Below are 18354 nucleotides of genomic sequence, written 5' to 3'. Positions count from 1 at the left end.
GAAATGAAATTTATAATAGGTGCTTCAGGCAGCGGAAAAACAACATATGCCTATAAAAAAATAATAGAGCGGTCTTTAAAAGAAAAAAATACTGAATATATAATACTTGTGCCTGAACAGTATACTATGCAGGCACAAAAGGATATAGCCGGACTTCATCCGTACCATGCAAGCTTAAATATAGATGCTACAAGTTTTAACCGTCTTGCATACAGGATATTTAAAGAACTCGGCATAAAATGCCCCGATCTGCTTGATGATACGGCAAAAGCCGTAATAATAAGAAAGCTTTCTCTTGAATACAAATCAAGGCTTGGAATATGGAAAAACCAGTTTTCCAAGCCGGGATTTATAGAAGAAATGAAATCAATGATTTCGGAGCTGTATCAGTATGGTATAAGTGCAGATGATATAATAAATATAAAAAATAATTCATATAAAAATCAGACTGCCGGTGTACAGACATTTTTAAAATCAGGCAGGATACTTAAACAAAAGCTTGATGACCTTGAGGTAATATATAATGCATTTTGTGAATTTACAAAAAGAAAATATATGACTGCCGAAGAAATACCTGCGATATTATATGAGAATATACATAAAAGCGATATAATAAAAAATTCATATATACTGCTTGACGGATTTACGGGGTTTACACCTGTACAGTATAAAATAATAGACAGACTTTTGGACTGTTCAAAGGGGCTTGAATGTACGGTATCCATAGGTTCGGGAGATGAAAAATATTATGAATTTTCCGAAACCGAGCTTTTTGCCATGGGAAAAACAATGATAAATAAAATAAATGAAAGTGCAAAAAGCAAAAATATAAAAACGGAAATTTATGATTTAAATAAAAATTATAAAAACACACAATTAAGACCCAGATTTAAGGAAGCACCTGAGATAGATTTTCTTGAAAGACATTTCCTAAGATATGACCATGTAAAAAGCGTATATTCCGGGAAAAATATAAGGCTTATAAGAGCGGCAAATACTCAGGAGGAAGTGAATGCAGTATGCTGCACTATAATGCGGCTTATAAAAAATGAGAATATGAGATACCGGGATATAGCTGTAATTACCGCAGATGTTACGCTATATTCCGGGAAGTTTAAAAAATATTTTGAGCTTAATTCTATACCTTATTTTATAGACGGAAATATAGGCATAGAAGATAATAATCTTGTTGAATTTATAAGGGCGGCTTTTTTGCTTATGTCATCAAATTATTCATATGATGCGGTCATGCGATATATAAAAAGCGGTTTTGTATGCAGCAGCACAAGGCTTGAAAGCCTTATGGACAACTATATGACGGCATGCGGCATAAGGGGATATAAAAGAATTAAAAAACAGTGGGATTATGTGCCTTACTCGCTTGAGGGCATGGATATGGATGAGCTTAATGAATTTAAAGACGGGATATTTAATAAGCTTGAAGGCTTTCACAAGGCATGGCATAAAAAAAAGACGGATGCAGCTCTAATTCTTGACAGTTTTATTTTGCTTATGGAAGAACTTGATATAAGAGCAAAAATAATAGCTTTAAGCAATTTTTTTGAAGCGGAAAACCTTCCGGAAAAGGCAAGGGAATATGCAGAGGTTTATGATGCCACAGAGGAGTTTTTTGACAAAATAAAAAGGCTGCTTAAAGATGAAGAAATTAAGAAAAATGAACTGCTTGAGATAATTAATGCCGGTCTTGGCGAGATAAAAGTAGGGATAATACCTGCAAAAGTGGACAGGATAACCGTAGGTGATATAAAAAGGAGCAGACTTAAAGATATAAAGGCACTTTTCATAGTGGGTGCCGATGATAATATGATGCCCGGTATAAAAAAAACTCAGAGTATATTTAATGACCGTGAAAAGGGAAATCTTAAAAAGCTCGGTATAGAACTTTCATCAACTGCAAAGGAGGATTTATTTGTACAGAGATTTTATATGTACATGAATATAACAAAACCTTCAAAATATTTGTATATAAGTTATTCGGCTATGGATGCCGACTCAAGACCTGTAAGGGAATCATCATTTTCAGCTGCGGTAAAAAATATGTATAGAGGTCTACAAACCGAAGAAGCCTCAAAATTTACAGGGGTTTATTCAATATATACTGCAAAGCAGAGATTTATAGTCTTAATTGACATGCTTAAAAGACATCAGTTCAGTATAGGTGATAATTCTGAATGTGATATTGAATTTAAAAAACTTTCAGAGCTTTTTAACTGGTCAAAACTAAAAGAGGCATCATTATATACTTATGATGATACAGCCGCAGAAAACAGACTTAATACTTCTGCGGCAATTAATATTTATTCCCGGATTATAAATACGGATTATGTAATTAAAAACAATGACTTTGAAAGCGGTAATATTTCTAAAAATAATGCAGCTGAAAGTAACGAAGCAAATAAGAATATAATATCTTCAATTACACGCCTTGAAAAATATATAAGCTGTCCTTATGCATTTTTTATGAGATACGGACTGGGTATTGCAAAAAGACAGATATATTCATTGGAGGCGGTTGATATAGGGACTTTAGTGCATAAGACCATAGAGCTTGTATTCTTAAGCTGTAAAAGAAATTCACAGGATATAGCCTTGATAAGTGAGAATGAAAGAAACAGGCTTGTTGAGATATGTGCAAAACAGGCACTGGGTGAGAATCTAAGCGGCATATATAATGAAAGTGCCAGAAATGAATATCTTGTACAGAGGCTTATACGCATGGCAAAACAAAGTGTAGGGGTACTTTCATATCAGCTTAATCAGGGGGATTTTATACCCTGTGAATTTGAAAAAAAATTTGGCAGATATGATAAAATAAAGGCACTTGAGTTAAACCTTAACTGTAAGGCGACAGGTGCAGGCAGTGCCTGTAAAGATTCGGAAAATGTAAATATGTTTCTTGAGGGAAAAATTGACAGAGTGGATATATGTGATGAGGGAGACAGGATTTTTGCAAAAATTATAGACTATAAAACCGGCTCAATGTCCTGGGAACCCGATCTTGTATATTACGGAAGTCAGATGCAGCTTGTGATATATCTTGAGGCGTTAAAAGAGATGCTTATGAAGAAATTTCCGCATAAAGAGGTACTGCCGGCTGCAATGCTTTATTTTCATATAGACGATCCGTTGATTGAAGCAGTACCTTATGCGGATGATGACGAGGTAAAAAATGCTCTTATAAGAGAATTAAGACCCAGCGGTCTTGTAAATTCAGATATTGATATAATAAAACGCCTTGATAAAAATATAGAGGGGAGCAGTCTTGTAATACCCGCCTCAATCAAAGACAATACAGTGCAGGTTTATCGCTCAAGTACGGCTTCTACTGAAAGGTTTTCAAAACTGGGAGAATATGTCAAAAATAAATGCACTGATATAGGAAATGATATGTTAAGCGGCAGGATAAGCGTAAATCCGTCATTAAGGGGAAATATAAGTGCCTGCGATTACTGTGAATATAGGGCTGTGTGCGGTTTTGACAAAAAAACACCCGGATATAATTATAGGGTATTTAAAAAACTTGGACCTGATGAGGTATGGCATAATATAGAAAAGGATAAATATAATGGCGGCAAATTGGACTGATGAGCAAAGAGCGGCTATAAGCGTAAGAGATAAAAAGGTACTTGTGGCAGCGGGGGCGGGAAGCGGAAAAACCGCAGTACTGACAGAACGTGTTATAAGCCGTATAACTGATGAGAAAGCCCCTGTTGATATAGATGAGCTTCTTATAATGACATTTACAAGAGCGGCTGCTTCGGAGATGAGAGACAGAATATTTAAAAGAATAGAGGAGACCATATCGGATTATCCTTACGGTTCAAAGATGTATGAAAGGCTTAGAAGGCAGGCTGTGCTTGTAGAATATGCAAAAATAACTACCATAGACAGCTTCTGTCTTTCAGTTATAAGGGAGCATATAGATATGACACCGCTTGATCCTTCTTTCAGGATAGCTGATCAGGGTGAGATAAATATTATAAAAGATGAAGTGCTTTCAGAGCTTATGGAAGAAAAATATGATTCGGCTGATGAGGGCTATATCAGGCTTGTTGATTCATTTGCAGGTGCAAAAAGTGATGTCAGGATAAAAGAATATATTGAAAATCTTTATAGTTTTGCTTCGGCAAAACCATGGCCCCAAAAATGGCTTAAGGAACTGCTTAATTCTTATAAAGACGGTCATGACAGGAAAATGTGGCAGGATTATATAATTGAGAGAATAAAATATATTGCCTCAGATATAGAAAAAAAGATAGTTGTTGCCATAGATTTATGTGATAAATCTGAAGGACTTGCAGGATATAAAAAGACCTTTGAGTATGAGAGTGGTCTTATAAAAAGGCTTGCAAGTGTCGGTGATTATGAAGAACTACAAAGTGCACTTAAAGATTTTGATTTTCCTATGATAGGCAGAGCGGGCAAAGATGCCGATCCGGATTTAAAAAATATGGCAAAAAGTATACGTGATGATTATAAAAAAATTATAAAAGATAATTTTATAAAAAATTTTCTTGCAGATATCGAAAGGCTGGAGCTTGAAGAAAAATCACAGTATGCAGCCGCAGATGTGCTTATAAATCTATGTATTGAATATATGGATCGGCTTATTGAATCTAAAGTTGAAAAAAATGTTGCAGACTTTAATGATCTTGAACATTTTGCACTTGACATACTTTATAAGGATGGTAAAAAAAGTACGGCTGCACTTGAATATGCCTTGCAGTTTAAAGAAATATATATTGATGAATATCAGGATTCAAATTATGTGCAGGAAGAGCTTGTAAATGCCATAGAAAATGGCAATGTATTTATGGTAGGCGATGTAAAACAGAGCATATACGCTTTCAGACAGGCAAAGCCCGAACTTTTTAATCATAAATATAATACCTATAAAAGGTATGTGAGCCGCCGTGATGATTTGAATACAGAAAATTATATAAACGGTAAGTCATGTAATCTCAGGTCCGTTCAGCAATCTTCCGATTTGAATACAACAAGTTGTATAGGCAGCCGGGAGACTCCTTGCACTAAAGAGTGTGCAGGGAAAGATATACTTATAAATCTGAAAAAAAATTTCAGAAGCAGAGGCAGTGTAATTGACGGGATAAATGCACTGTTTTATAAAATTATGTCTTCAGGTCTTGGCGGTATCGATTATGACAGTGAGTCGGCACTTTACAAAGGGGCAAAATACGAGGATATAGATGATGAGAGGGGAAAAACCTCAATTATCCCTCAGCTTATACTGTATGAGGAGCCGAGTGATATAGCGGGCGGGGAAGATTTTAATGATGATTTTAATGATGAAGGCGAAAAAAATCAGGATGTATACGAGGATTACGGGCATACAAATGATATATTAAGAGGTATCGAGCTTGAAGCCGTTATGATATCAAAAAAGATAAAATCAATGATTTCAGGTGAAGGTGAGAAGCCTTTTTTGGTAAGGGATTCTGAAAGCGGTGATTACAGGAGACTTAAATATTCGGATATAGCAATACTTTTCAGAGCGGTATCGGGAAGGGCGGAAATTTTTGTTGATGCTCTTATATCAGAGGGGATACCGGCATATGCACAAACATCGGCAGGATATTTTGATACACTTGAGGTCAGGGTAGTACTTGCAATGCTTCAGGCTATTGACAATCCTTACAGCGAAGTTGAACTGGCAGCCTTTTTACATTCACCTGTAGTAGGGCTCTGTGATAATGAGCTTGCAGAAATAATATATAGATATAAAAGCCGTATGTATGAAAAAAAACATATAATCATGCTTTATGATGCCTGTATATATGCACTTAATATTGAACCTGAGAGTTTTAATAAAGATACTGTGCATAAAATTAAAAAGGCACTTGATATGCTTTCAGGATATAAGGAAATGTCAAGATATACCAAATTGTCCGAACTGTTAGTACATATCTATGAAGAAACGGGCTATCTTGATTATGTATCCGTACTTGAGGCAGGAGACATAAGAAGGGCAAATCTTATAATGCTTGTTGAAAAGGCTGCCGCCTACGAGGAAACCGGACTTAGAGGATTGTTTAATTTTATAAGGTATATTGATAATCTTAAGCAATACAATACTGATTACGGCGAAGCTTCTCTTTTGGGAGAGTTTGATAATACAGTCCGTATTATGAGTATACATAAATCAAAAGGTCTTGAGTTTCCTGTATGTTTTATAGCCAATATGGGAAAACAGTTTAATTTTCAGGAGACAAAATCACCTATAGTAATTGATTCGGAGCTTGGCATTGCCTGTGATTATATAGATCCGCAAAGGAGGGTAAAGTGGAGCAGCATAAAGAAAAATGTTTTAAAATACAGGATGAAACAGCAGGCTCTGGGTGAGGAGATAAGGATATTATATGTTGCAATGAGCAGGGCAAAAGAGGCTCTTATAATGACAGCCTGTGTAAAGGATTATGAAAAGGTTATTGAAAAGTATACACATCTTATAAATACGGATGGGCATTTAAGCACGGCAGACACCGGTGCAGCCTCCTCTTTTCTGGACTGGCTTCTTATGGCACAGCCATATATAAAAGAAAATATTGAAATAAAATGTGAAAGATATAAACAGGGCAAAGCGTGTGAAAATAATTATATAAAAGCTGAGAATATAACTGAAAGGCTGCACAGGCTTAAAGAGGAATTTAATAAAGCTTTAATTAATAAAAATACTGAAAAATCAGAGTATGAATATAATGATATAAAAAATCTTATAGAAAAACCCTATAAGTTTAATGCCGATATAGAGCTTTGTACTAAGATGAATATAATGCAGATTCATGAATTAAATAAAAATACATTAAGTAAAAAATATGAGAAAACCGATTATAAAATACAGTCTTTTAACGGACCTCATTTTAATAAAACGGCCGCTAAATTATCAGATGTGTCGGATTCAAAGGCTGACGAAGACTATACACTTTTTTTAGATGATGATTCTGATGAAAATAACTCCGGTTTTATTAATAAAAATAATAAGGCATTTGACAGGGGCAGCGCATTTCATCGTATTATGGAGATTATGGATTATAATTATGTGAGTGATATAAAAAGTCTGAATAAATTTATAGAAAAAATGCTTAAAGAAGGATTTATATCATTTTATGAAAAGGATAATATAAATATCACTGATGTAATGAATTTTATTAGTTCCGATCTCGGAAAATTATTTAAAGAGGCTTTAAATAATAAAACACTTAAAAGAGAAAAAGCCTTTACCATGACCGTTCCGGCAAATCAATTAGGTGTATCCTCAAGTGATGAGCCTGTTCTTATACAGGGGATTATAGATGCATATATAGAACAAAGTGATTCTGTAATTCTTGTAGATTATAAAACGGACAAGGCTGATTTACAAGAAGAACTTATAGAAAGATATTCATTTCAGCTTGAATATTATCAAAAAGCACTTGAGGCGGCATTACAGAAAAAAGTTGAGAAAAAATATATATGGTCATGTAGGCTGAATAAAAAAATAGAGCTTTGATATATTAAGATGATATTTTATTTTTCATTTTATGCCTGAATTTATTTTAATATTATTAAAATAAATTCAGTGCAGTTTTTTTAGAAAGGTTTAAAGGACTTGACATAAATAGAAGTATAAGTGTATAGTCTAGCTTTAAAGATCTAATTTAAGGATAAGGTAAGTTATGAGCAGAAGAAAGCTTAGGGAAAATTATTTTAAAATATTATTTTGTTCGTATTTTCATAGTGATAATGAGCTTCATGAACAAATTAAGCTTTTTATGGAAAATGAAGAAAACAGATACTCACAAAAAAAGGAAACTGAAAAAGAATATTCAGAAAAAGAATGTTCAGAAAAAAAGCATTCGGAAAAAAAAGAAGAAGTGCGGCATACCCGGGCTGAAGATGACGGCGGGTTTAATGAGTTCTGTTTAAGGCTAAAGGATATAAAAGAAAGATGTAATGATATAGACAGGGCGATCAGCTCGGTATCAAAGGGCTGGAAGCTTGACAGAATGGGGAAGGTTGAACTGACAATACTGAGGCTTGCAGTATATGAGATGGAATATGATGACAGTATACCAAAAAAAGTTGCAGTAAATGAAGCGGTTGAGCTTGCAAAGAGGTTTGGAGGGGACGATTCTCCGGCGTTTGTAAACGGTATACTTGCTAAGCTTATATAGAATTTTTATTATATAAAGCATAAATTAATGATTACTCAGCTATTTTGCAGTGCCATATATAAAAATCATATTTATTTCAGGGAGAGATGATGTCATCTGTATATTCGGTAACTCAAGTAAATACATATATAAAAAATATGTTTAGTCAGGACTTTTTATTAACAAAGATTAAAATAAAGGGTGAGATTTCAAATTGTAAATATCATAACAGCGGACATATATATTTTACCATGAAGGATTCAGGGGGAGTAATACAGGCGGTTATGTTCGCTTCAAACAGGGCCAATCTGAACTTTGAGCTGACTGACGGTATGCAGGTCATTGCAGGCGGCAGGATAGGTGTATATGAAAAGAGCGGGGTTTACCAGCTTTATGCCGACAGCATAGAAGAAGCGGGTACAGGAGATCTTTACCGGAAATTTATAATATTAAAAGAGAAACTTGAAAAAACCGGGATATTTGATCCTGTGAATAAAAAAAGACTGCCTTTTTACTGTTCAAGGCTTGGTATAGCTACGGCAAAAGAAGGCGCCGCCTTAAGGGATATAGTTAATATTTCACTGAGAAGAAATCCATATATAGAAATTGTAATATGCCCGTGTATAGTACAGGGAGCCGCTGCAAAAGAAAGTATAATAAACGCCTTAAAAACCCTTGATATATATGGAGTGGATGTAATTATAGCCGGCAGGGGAGGAGGCTCCATAGAAGACCTTTGGGCATTTAACGAAGAGGAGGTGGCAAAGGCACTGTATAACTGTAAAACTCCTGTAATAAGTGCAGTAGGTCATGAAACCGACTATACAATTGCCGACTTTGCAGCTGATTTAAGAGCATCTACGCCAAGTGCCGCAGCGGAGCTTGCAGTTATTGATATAAATTCATTTATAGACAGACTTGAAGTAAAAAAAGACCTTATGAAGGCTGCTTTGCTGAAAAGGCTTGAAAACATAAGGTACGAGCTTGCACATTTTAAAACGGAGCTTGAGCATCTTTCCCCTGGAGCTAAACTGGCTTTACAAAAAAGGATATGTATAAGCATTGAAACAAGGCTGAGAGAGGCTGCCGGGCATGTTTTTGAAAGCAGGCGGCATGAGGCGCAGCTTATGAATGAGAGACTTAAGGCTCTTTCGCCTCTTGATAAACTTGAACTTGGATATGCATTTGTAACCGATAAAAAATTTAAAAGGATAAACAGCGTTAAAAAACTTAAAAAAGATGATATAATTACATTGAGGTTCAGAGACGGAAGTGCAGATGCAAAAATCATATCCGGAGATGATATAAGCAGTTTATGATATGATGATAAGAAGAAGTGTAAAGAAACTTTAATTATAACCGTTTAGAATAATTGCTTATGATAAATAATAAAATTTAAGGAACTGTAAATATGGCAGATAAAAAGAGCATGGATGCCGCAAAAGAAGAGGCTCATACTTCAAAAAAAACTGTTACAAAAAAGGTACGGCAGGAAAAAGGTATAAAGAATAAAAAAGATAATAAAACGGGTGAGAGTCAGGTATGTATACATGATGACAGACCGGTTGAAGAGATACTTGCAGATATTGAAGATGTGATAAAAAAACTCTCGGATGACGAGATCTCACTTGAGGACAGTATAAAGACCTATGAAAACGGCATGATGCTGATGGCAGGTGTAAAAAGCAGGCTTGATAAAGCACAGAGGCAGATTATAATCCTTGAAAATAAATATACTAAAAAATCTGATAAAAAAGATAAAACTGTAGATGACGATTTTGCGGACAGCTTCAAAAATGACATTTCGGATAAAGAAACGGAGGTTGATTAGACATGGCTTCTGATTTTGATATATCTGAGATTGAAGAAAATATAATTAAATTTCTGCCTGAGGTCAAAGGACTTCAAAAAACGGTTCTTGATGCAATGTACAGTGCTGTAACCGGCGGAGGCAAGAGGATAAGACCCCTTATAATGCTTGAAACCTACAGGTTTTTTGCCGGTAAAAGTGCCGATATAAAAGCCGTAGCGCCTTTTATGTCTGCAATTGAGATGATACATGCATCATCTCTTATACATGATGATCTTCCATGTATGGACAATGATACGCTGCGGCGTGGGAAGCCTACTACATGGGTAAGTTACGGTGAAGATATGGCAGTGCTTGCAGGAGATGCGCTTATAGTTGAAGCGTTTTCAGTAATGTCTGAAGCCGTATTAAACTCGGATTTTCCAAAGAGGGCGGCACATGCCTTAAATATTATAGCACAAAAAACCGGTATAAAGGGTATGATAGGCGGACAGACTGTTGATGTTGAAAACACCGGAAAGCCTCTTGATAAACACAGGCTTGATTTCATATATAATTTAAAAACCTCGGCACTCTTAGAGGCATGTATGATGACGGGGGCAGTCATAGGAGGAGTTTATGAAAGAGATGCAAAGCTGATTGATGACATTGGAGAGTGTGCCTTATGTATAGGGCTTGCATTTCAGATACAGGATGATATACTTGATGAAACCTCAAGCGAGGCTGTACTGGGAAAACCTATACATTCCGATGAAAAAAATAAAAAGACTACATATGTAAGTCTTTATGGACTTGAATATGCACAAAATGAAGTAAAGAGACTTTCACAAAAGGCAAAAGATATTTTAAAAAATATTTCAAAAGCCGACATTAAAGATAATATGCGTTCAGGTGTTGATAAAGAATGTATGGATTATAAAGTCCTTGAAAAAATAATAGATAAACTGACATACAGAAAGAATTAGAGTAATGCTGCTTGATAATATTAATAAAGCCTCTGATGTAAAAAAAATCAAGGCTTCTGATTTAAACAAACTTGCAAAAGAGATAAGACGTTTTCTTATACGTAAGCTTAGCGTAACCGGAGGACATCTTGCCAGCAATCTTGGGGTGGTTGAGCTGACTATAGCTTTATACCGCTCTTTTAACATACCTGAAGATAAAATTATATGGGATGTGGGACATCAGTCCTATACACATAAGATTTTAAGCGGACGAAAAGATGCTTTTGATGACTTAAGGAGATTTGGAGGTATATCGGGCTTTCCTAAAACCAAGGAAAGTCCCTGTGATGCTTTTAATACCGGACATTCATCAACAAGCATTTCGGCAGGTCTCGGTATAGCCCAGGCACGGGATCTGATGGGAAAAGATTATAAGGTGGTATCAATTATAGGTGATGGAGCTCTTACAGGGGGCATGGCTTATGAGGCACTTAATAATGCTGCAAGAATGAAGAAGAATTTTATTATAGTATTAAATGACAACAGTATGTCAATTTCAAGAAATGTAGGCGGCATGTCAAATTACTTAAACGGTATAAGGACTGCAAACTTCTATAATAATTTAAAAAAGAATGTTCAGTCAACACTTGAAAAGTTACCTCTTCTTGGTAAACCCGTGATTGACAGTATAAAATATACAAAGAACGGAATTAAGCAGTTTCTTATACCCGGTATGCTTTTTGAAAATATGGGAATAATATATCTGGGTCCGGTTGACGGGCATAATACCATGCAGCTTTGTAAGGTACTTAATGAGGCAAAAAAACTTGACCTTTCAGTTCTTGTACATGTAATTACGAGAAAGGGAAAGGGATACAGACCTGCCGAAGAAAATCCTGAAAAATTTCACGGTGTTGGAGCATTTAATATAGCTACGGGAAAACCTTTAAAAGAAAAGACAAAGCCTGATTATACCGATGTATTTGCAGATAAACTGTGCGAACTTGCAAAAAAAGATAAAAGGATAACCGCAATAACAGCTGCCATGCCTGACGGCACAGGACTTGCAAAATTCGGAAAACTTTATCCTAAGCGTTTTTTTGATGTCGGTATAGCGGAACAGCATGCCGTTACACTTGCTGCAGGTATGGCTTCGGCAGGTCTTAAGCCGGTAGCCGCCATTTATTCATCATTTTTACAAAGGGGTTTTGATCAGGTGCTTCATGATGTATGTATACAGAATCTTAACGTGGTATTTGCTATTGACCGGGCAGGTCTTGTAGGTGCAGACGGTGAAACGCATCAGGGAATATTTGATCTTTCATATCTTAGCTGTATACCGAATATGAGTATAATGGTGCCTAAGAACGCCGTAGAGCTTGAGGCTCAGCTTGAATTTGCACTTTCATATAACGGTCCTATTGCTGTAAGATATCCGAGAGGACAGGCGTATACGGGTCTTGAGGAGTTTAATGCTCCAATTGAGTATGCAAAGGGCGAGATGATTTATGAGGAAGAAGAAATTGCACTTCTTGCTGCAGGAAGTATGGTAAGCTGTGCAAATAATCTGAGAAACAGGCTTAAAGCCACAGCACATAAATGCAGTCTTGCAAATGTCAGATTTATAAAGCCTTTTGATAAAGAACTTATTGACAGACTATGTAAAAAGCATAAGCTCATAGTAACTCTTGAAGAAAATGTTTTAAGCGGAGGTTTCGGGATTATGGCAGGCAGGTATATAAGTCAGAATTATCCTGATGTAAAGGTTTATAATGTAACTTTGCCCGATGCTTATGTTGAACATGGAGATGTATCGCTTTTAAGGCAGAGTCTTGGTATTGATTCGGAATCTATTTTTAAAAGACTTAAAGAAAGATACGGGCTGTAATATTTAATTATGCTTACTCTAAAAATAATAAAGACTATAAAGTGATGAATAATAAAAAAATATCAGACAAAATAAGACTTGATACACTGCTTGTAGATAGAGGGCTCGCTTCAAGCCGTCAGAGGGCAAGGGCTGTTATAATGTCAGGTGTTGTCTTTGTGGACGGAGAGAGAAATGACAAGCCGGGTACTGTATTTTGTAAAGATGCCGATATAATTATAAAGGGAAATCCGTTAAAGTATGTAAGCCGTGGAGGACTTAAGCTTGAAAAGGCGATCGAGAGCTTTTTTATAGAGCTTGAAGGCAGAGTGTGCATGGATATAGGGGCTTCAACAGGGGGGTTTACCGACTGTATGCTTCAAAATAATGCTGCAAAGGTCTATGCCGTTGATGTCGGATATGGGCAGCTTGACTGGAAACTTAGAACCGATCCCCGTGTTGTATGTATGGAGAGGACAAATATAAGATATATAGAAAAAAAGCTTATACAGGAACCGGTAAATTTTGCTTCAGTTGATGTATCATTTATATCGCTGTCAAAAGTGTTTCCGGCTGTTGTACCGCTTTTATCCAAAGATGCAAAAATGGCTGTTCTTATAAAACCGCAATTTGAGGCAGGGCGTGAGAAGGTAGGTAAAAAAGGGGTTGTAAGGGATAAGGCAACTCATATTGAAGTGATTGAAAATGTCATAGGCTACGCATATGAAAACGGACTTGGATTTGATTTAGATTTTAAAAAGTCTGAGCCACAAAATAATAATTTCATTACATATTCCCCTGTAAAAGGACCTCAGGGGAATATAGAGTATCTGCTTTATTTAAAAAAAATCACTGATGTTGATACATGTGATGCTGAAATAGATGATGTCGGTACAGATAAAGAAGAATTAAGCAGTGAAAAGCTGAAGGCGTATAGTTCGATACTATGCGTGGACGGCAGTTATAAAAAAGAAAAGAATATAGAGGAAATCATTAAAAATATAGTAGATGAGGCACATCTTAACCTCATGAGCTGAGGAGGGTTATATGAGGAATTTTTATGTTGTAGGAAATAGCGAAAAAACTGAAGCAGGCTATGTTGCAGAGATTATACAGGAGATAGTTAAAAAAAATAATGGCATATGCCATATCGGTTCAGGTTATGTCAATAGGCACAGTATACCTGAAAATATCGAATGTATAATAACACTGGGAGGAGACGGCACACTTTTAAAAGCTGCAGGAGAAACGGCAAGTCTCGGTATACCTCTTATAGGTGTAAATCTTGGGCATCTCGGTTTTTTGACAAGTGTAAGCTATGATAATGATATAAATGATATAAAGGATATGCTTAAAAAGCTTTTTGAATGCAACTTTACAATAGAAGACAGGATGATGCTTGAGGGCATCAAATCTGAAAAATATACGTCTGAAGTTGGCGCTTCAAAAAAATTTACTGCACTTAATGAGGTGGTTATAAAAAAAACGGAGACTGTAAAATTTACAAGATGCAAGGTATATGTTGACGGCGAATTCTTGAACGAATATTCTGCAGATGGTATAATAATAGCGACACCCACAGGTTCTACTGCATATAATCTCAGTGCAGGCGGTCCTATAGCAGGGACTGCCGGACGGATGATAATTATAACTCCGATATGCCCACATGCTTTAAGCCGCAGAAGTATAGTCTTATCACCTGAAAGCATAGTGGAGGTGGAAATGATAGACAGGGAAGATGTTGTAAAAGCGGCACTGTTTGACGGGGAGGTAAAATTAAGTCTTAATTATGCTGAAAGGATTTATATAAGAGAAAGCAGTGTTAAAACCAGGCTTGTTAAGCTTAAAGGGGCTTCATTTTTAGATAACTTAAGGCGTAAAATGAATAACAGTATATAAAACCGGAGGTGCTATGAAGAATCTCAGACATTCCAAAATTATAAATCTTATAAAAAAATATGATATTGAAACACAGGAGGAGCTTCTGGATAAGCTCAAAAAAGAGGGACTGAATGTAACTCAGGCTACAATATCAAGGGATATAAGGGATTTGAAGCTTACTAAAGCGGCTTCATCAAAGGGAGGGCACAGATATATTTTTAAACAGTCAAGTGAAAGCTTTTATGAAAAATATATCAGGATTTTAAAGGAAGGACTTTTAAGTGTAGAGCAGGCTCAGAATATGGTGGTAATTAAGACGGTTGCAGGTATGGCTATGGCTGTGGCTGCTGCGGTTGATGCACTGGAACTGGGGGAAGTTATAGGCTGTATAGCCGGTGATGATACTATAATGTGTGCTACAAAAGGGAATGAAGAAGCGGTTATTCTTATTGATAAAATCAAGAAAATTATGTGATAATATTAAGGCAGGTGATTAAATGCTTATAGAACTGCATATAAGAAATCTTGCACTTATAAGCAGGGCTGATCTGGAATTTTATACGGGACTTACGGTGCTTAGCGGTGAAACCGGGGCAGGCAAATCAATATTGATTGATTCGATAAATCTTGCTTTAGGTGCAAAGGCAGGGAAGGACGTTATAAGAAACGGCTCGGAATATGCATATATAGAACTTTTATTTTCAATAGACGATGAAGAAAAGATTAAAAAGATAAGGGCTCTTGATATAGAGATAGGTGATGAGGGGCTTCTTATCATAACAAGGAAAATAAGTTTTCAAAGATCGGTCATGAGGGTAAATGACGAAGCTGTGTCTGTAAATAAACTTAAAAGACTTACGGGCATACTTATTGATATGCATAGCCAGGATGAACATAGGAGCCTTATGGATCCGGTTCATCAGCTTGAACTTATAGATTTATATGCAGAAGATGAAACCGCTCCGCTTAAAGCACGGATTAGGGATTTACTTAAGGAATATGATGAAGTAAACTTGATGCTTTCCGATATACCAAGTGCACAGTTAAGACTTAGAGAGATTGAAATTTTAAAATATGAGATTGATGAGATAGAAGATGCACAGCTTAAAGCTGATGAGGAAGCCGAACTTGTCAGTCAGGTAAAAAAACTTAAAAATGCCTCAAGAATTATAGAAATGCTTAACAGAGCGGCTTTTATACTTGAGGAAAATGAATTTTCAGAGGCGGCGGCAAAAGTCAGAGAAGCTGCGGCATATGACAAGTCGCTTTCAGAGATAGCTTCACAGCTTGATGAGTCTGAGATTATAATGTCTGAGGCTTTGCACTCACTTAATGCATATATATCTGATTTTGAATATGACGGCAATGAGTTTGAGAGGCTTGAAAAAAGGCTTGATCTTGTAAGGAGACTTCAGGATAAATATTCGGATGACATAGATGAAATATTTAATATGCTTGAAGAAAAAAAAGAGAGACTTGAATTTCTGGAAAATTTTGATGTAAAACGTAATGATCTTATACAGAAAAAAAACTCATTAAGACAAACGCTGGATCAGGTATGTATGCAGCTTGGTAAAAAGAGGAGAGAAGCTGCTGGTATGCTGTCGGAAAATATAATAAAAGAGCTTAAAGACCTTAATTTTATGGGAGTTGATTTTAAAATTGATTTCGGCAATCTTAAGGAATATACAAAAACAGGAAATGATAGCGTTGAATTTATGATAAGCACCAATCCGGGTCAGCCTAGGAAGCCTTTAAGGCATATTGCAAGCGGAGGTGAGCTTTCCCGTGTGATGCTTGCCGTAAAAACCGTATTTGCAGGAAATGATGAGGCGGATACGCTTATATTTGATGAAGTTGATGCCGGCATAAGCGGAAGGACCGCACAGAGGGTTTCTGAAAAGCTGTGTATTATAGGCAGAAAACATCAGGTTATATGTATAACCCATCTTCCGCAGACAGCAGCTATGGCAGACCATCATTACCTTATAGCGAAACATACCGACGGTGTCGATACCGAAACCGATATTGAGTATATAAAAGATGAGCGCATAGTAAACGAACTTGCAAGGCTGCTTGGAGGAAGCAGAATAACCGAGGCTGTATATGGTACTGCAAGGGAGATGAAAACGCTTGCGGATAAATTTAAGGCAGAACTTGATTTGAAAGGATAAATAAAAATTAAAAACAATGAAAAATATACTATTTGTAGCATCTGAATCAGTTCCGTTTATTAAAACGGGAGGGCTTGCGGATGTTGTAGGTTCGCTGCCGAAATGTTTTGATAAAAAATATTTTGACTGTCGTGTAATAATCCCGAAATATATGTGTATACCGCAGGAAATGAGGGACAGGCTTGAATATGTAAGCCATTTTTATATGGACTATCTGGGACAGGGAAGATATGTAGGGATACTCAAAACAGTTGTTGAAGGTATTACATTTTATTTTATAGACAATGAATCATATTTTTCAGGTATGAGACCTTATGGAGACTGGCTTTATGACCTTGAAAAATTTTCGTTTTTTTCCCAGGCGGCACTTTCGGCACTGCCTATAATAGGTTTTAAACCCGATATAGTACATTGCCATGACTGGCAGACCGGGCTTATACCTGTATATCTGAAGGATAGATTCAGAGGCGGAGACTTTTTTAATAATATAAAATCAGTGCTTACAATACATAATCTGAAATTTCAGGGAGTATGGGATGTAAAAACTATACAGAGGTTTTCGGAGCTTCCGGACTATTATTTCAGCCCTGACAAGCTTGAAGCTTACAAAGACGGAAATCTCCTGAAAGGAGGTATAGTATATGCGGATGCTATAACTACCGTGAGCAGAACCTATGCTCAGGAGATACAGATGCCGTTTTACGGAGAGGGTCTTGACGGGCTTATGCGTGCAAGAAGCCAGAGTCTAAGGGGTATAGTCAATGGCATAGACTATAATGAGTATAATCCTGAAACTGATTCTTATATTGATACAAATTATACTAAAAAAAGTTTCAGGATTGAAAAATATAGAAATAAAGTACAGCTCCAAAAGGAACTGGGGCTTGAGGTGAATAAAGACAGATTTATGCTTGGTATAGTATCAAGGCTTACGGCACAAAAAGGGCTTGATCTTGTAAATTGTGTTCTTGATGAGATATGTGCATGGGATACACAGCTTGTAGTGCTTGGAACCGGCGATGAAATATATGAAAATACTTTTAGGCATTATGACTGGAAATACTCTGACAGAGTGTCTGCACAGATTTACTATTCTGAGGCTATGTCCCATAAGATTTATGCAGCCTGTGATGCTTTTTTGATGCCCTCTCTTTTTGAACCCTGCGGGCTGAGCCAGCTTATATCCCTTAGATACGGTACAGTACCTGTTGTGAGGGAAACAGGAGGTCTTAAGGATACGGTTGAACCCTATAATGAATTTGAAAATAAAGGAACCGGCTTTACGTTTGCAAATTATAATGCACATGAGATGCTTGCGAAGATAAATCATGCAAAAAGCGTATATTATAATAAAAAAAGGGAGTGGAACAAAATCATAGACAGAGGAATGTTAAAAGATTTTTCATGGAACAGCTCGGCACTTGAGTATCAGGAGCTTTATGACTGGCTTATAGGCTATTAATATAAAGTACAACTAAAAAGTGTAAATGCTTAAAAAGAACGAAAG

At 36.2% G+C, this 18354-nt stretch carries 12 protein-coding genes; all 12 read left to right on the top strand.

The features are described from left to right. Positions 1-3 precede the first annotated feature (3 nt). Positions 4-3606 (top strand): PD-(D/E)XK nuclease family protein, encoded by a 3603-nt coding sequence (locus HMPREF9333_RS02065; RefSeq protein ID WP_005539428.1) that lies wholly within the window; start codon positions 4-6, stop codon positions 3604-3606. Further along, positions 3587-7528 (top strand): UvrD-helicase domain-containing protein, encoded by a 3942-nt coding sequence (locus tag HMPREF9333_RS12100; RefSeq protein WP_005539426.1) that lies wholly within the window; start codon positions 3587-3589, stop codon positions 7526-7528. Before HMPREF9333_RS02065 ends, HMPREF9333_RS12100 begins: the two co-directional genes overlap by 20 nt. A 166-nt stretch (positions 7529-7694) precedes the next feature. Beyond that, positions 7695-8192 carry a transcription antitermination factor NusB gene (gene nusB, locus HMPREF9333_RS12450; protein WP_005539424.1) on the top strand — a complete coding sequence of 166 codons (498 nt, stop codon included), beginning with the start codon at positions 7695-7697 and terminating at the stop codon, positions 8190-8192. Positions 8193-8278: 86 nt separating this feature from the next. Beyond that, entirely contained in the window at positions 8279-9490 is a 1212-nt protein-coding gene (xseA, locus tag HMPREF9333_RS02050; protein ID WP_005539423.1) for an exodeoxyribonuclease VII large subunit, read from the top strand. Between the two features lie 92 nt (positions 9491-9582). Beyond that, positions 9583-10002, top strand: coding sequence for an exodeoxyribonuclease VII small subunit (xseB, locus tag HMPREF9333_RS02045; RefSeq protein WP_005539421.1), 420 nt, complete (start codon positions 9583-9585; stop codon positions 10000-10002). Positions 10003-10004: 2 nt separating this feature from the next. Continuing rightward, positions 10005-10946 carry a polyprenyl synthetase family protein gene (locus HMPREF9333_RS02040; RefSeq protein ID WP_005539420.1) on the top strand — a complete coding sequence of 314 codons (942 nt, stop codon included), beginning with the start codon at positions 10005-10007 and terminating at the stop codon, positions 10944-10946. Between the two features lie 4 nt (positions 10947-10950). Further along, positions 10951-12813, top strand: coding sequence for a 1-deoxy-D-xylulose-5-phosphate synthase (dxs, locus tag HMPREF9333_RS02035; protein ID WP_005539418.1), 1863 nt, complete (start codon positions 10951-10953; stop codon positions 12811-12813). 44 nt (positions 12814-12857) lie between these two features. Then, the gene (locus tag HMPREF9333_RS02030; RefSeq protein WP_040882026.1) at positions 12858-13829 is read left to right on the top strand and encodes a TlyA family RNA methyltransferase; all 972 of its coding nucleotides are present in this window, start codon (positions 12858-12860) and stop codon (positions 13827-13829) included. A gap of 10 nt (positions 13830-13839) precedes the next feature. Beyond that, positions 13840-14691 (top strand): NAD(+)/NADH kinase, encoded by an 852-nt coding sequence (locus tag HMPREF9333_RS02025; RefSeq protein WP_005539415.1) that lies wholly within the window; start codon positions 13840-13842, stop codon positions 14689-14691. A gap of 13 nt (positions 14692-14704) precedes the next feature. After that, complete coding sequence (locus HMPREF9333_RS02020) at positions 14705-15148, top strand: arginine repressor (RefSeq protein WP_005539414.1); 444 nt, start codon at positions 14705-14707, stop codon at positions 15146-15148. 22 nt (positions 15149-15170) lie between these two features. Next, positions 15171-16847 carry a DNA repair protein RecN gene (gene recN / locus HMPREF9333_RS02015; protein ID WP_005539413.1) on the top strand — a complete coding sequence of 559 codons (1677 nt, stop codon included), beginning with the start codon at positions 15171-15173 and terminating at the stop codon, positions 16845-16847. Positions 16848-16863: 16 nt separating this feature from the next. Continuing rightward, on the top strand, positions 16864-18309 hold the full coding sequence (gene glgA, locus HMPREF9333_RS02010) for a glycogen synthase GlgA (RefSeq protein WP_005539412.1): 1446 nt from the start codon (positions 16864-16866) through the stop codon (positions 18307-18309). Positions 18310-18354: the final 45 nt, after the last annotated feature.

The organism is Johnsonella ignava ATCC 51276 (genome assembly GCF_000235445.1).
GTDB lineage: Bacteria > Bacillota > Clostridia > Lachnospirales > Lachnospiraceae > Johnsonella > Johnsonella ignava.
This window is presented reverse-complemented; position numbering and strand designations above follow the sequence as displayed.

Coding starts and splice junctions, on each gene's coding strand:
- HMPREF9333_RS12100 (WP_005539426.1), top strand. CDS start 3,587: ATGGCGGCAAATTGGACTGATGAGCAAAGAGCGGCTATAAGCGTAAGA.
- HMPREF9333_RS02065 (WP_005539428.1), top strand. CDS start 4: ATGAAATTTATAATAGGTGCTTCAGGCAGCGGAAAAACAACATATGCC.
- HMPREF9333_RS02040 (WP_005539420.1), top strand. CDS start 10,005: ATGGCTTCTGATTTTGATATATCTGAGATTGAAGAAAATATAATTAAA.
- xseA (WP_005539423.1), top strand. CDS start 8,279: ATGATGTCATCTGTATATTCGGTAACTCAAGTAAATACATATATAAAA.
- nusB (WP_005539424.1), top strand. CDS start 7,695: ATGAGCAGAAGAAAGCTTAGGGAAAATTATTTTAAAATATTATTTTGT.
- dxs (WP_005539418.1), top strand. CDS start 10,951: ATGCTGCTTGATAATATTAATAAAGCCTCTGATGTAAAAAAAATCAAG.
- glgA (WP_005539412.1), top strand. CDS start 16,864: ATGAAAAATATACTATTTGTAGCATCTGAATCAGTTCCGTTTATTAAA.
- HMPREF9333_RS02030 (WP_040882026.1), top strand. CDS start 12,858: ATGAATAATAAAAAAATATCAGACAAAATAAGACTTGATACACTGCTT.
- HMPREF9333_RS02020 (WP_005539414.1), top strand. CDS start 14,705: ATGAAGAATCTCAGACATTCCAAAATTATAAATCTTATAAAAAAATAT.
- HMPREF9333_RS02025 (WP_005539415.1), top strand. CDS start 13,840: ATGAGGAATTTTTATGTTGTAGGAAATAGCGAAAAAACTGAAGCAGGC.
- xseB (WP_005539421.1), top strand. CDS start 9,583: ATGGCAGATAAAAAGAGCATGGATGCCGCAAAAGAAGAGGCTCATACT.
- recN (WP_005539413.1), top strand. CDS start 15,171: ATGCTTATAGAACTGCATATAAGAAATCTTGCACTTATAAGCAGGGCT.